Source organism: Marinifilum sp. D737 (genome assembly GCF_026672275.1).
Lineage (GTDB): Bacteria > Bacteroidota > Bacteroidia > Bacteroidales > Marinifilaceae > Marinifilum.
On the sequence record NZ_JANQCD010000125.1, the window covers coordinates 1 to 326 of the forward strand.

Below are 326 nucleotides of genomic sequence, written 5' to 3' on the forward strand. Positions count from 1 at the left end.
AAAGCAAATGAGTTGGATTCAAGAGTAAAACTTCCGCCACCCAAATCAAAAGTAATGCTAGCTGCTGTAACTTCTACGTTACTACTTGCGCTTAATCCTGAGTAGCTTACCACACCACCAACTGCAGTTTGAGGTAAACTTCCACCCAAGGTCCATGTTCCATTTCCCGTAGCTGAAGCATCTACCTGCGTTGCACCATCAGAATCGCAATTGTTATCGTACTGATCTTTTAGTTGAAGAACAGGCTGTGCTGCCAGTGCTGCACCATTTGTAGCAGGCGCCGCTGGCTGAGTGGTAATGGTGAATTTTGTGGCCGCTCCATGACC

General features: G+C 46.9%; 1 protein-coding gene. It reads right to left on the reverse strand.

Features of this window, described 5'->3' with window-relative positions; genetic code table 11:
* Positions 1-326, reverse strand: a 326-nt coding sequence (locus NQ163_RS20900) for a hypothetical protein (protein ID WP_268192204.1), incomplete at both ends; no start/stop codon positions are given.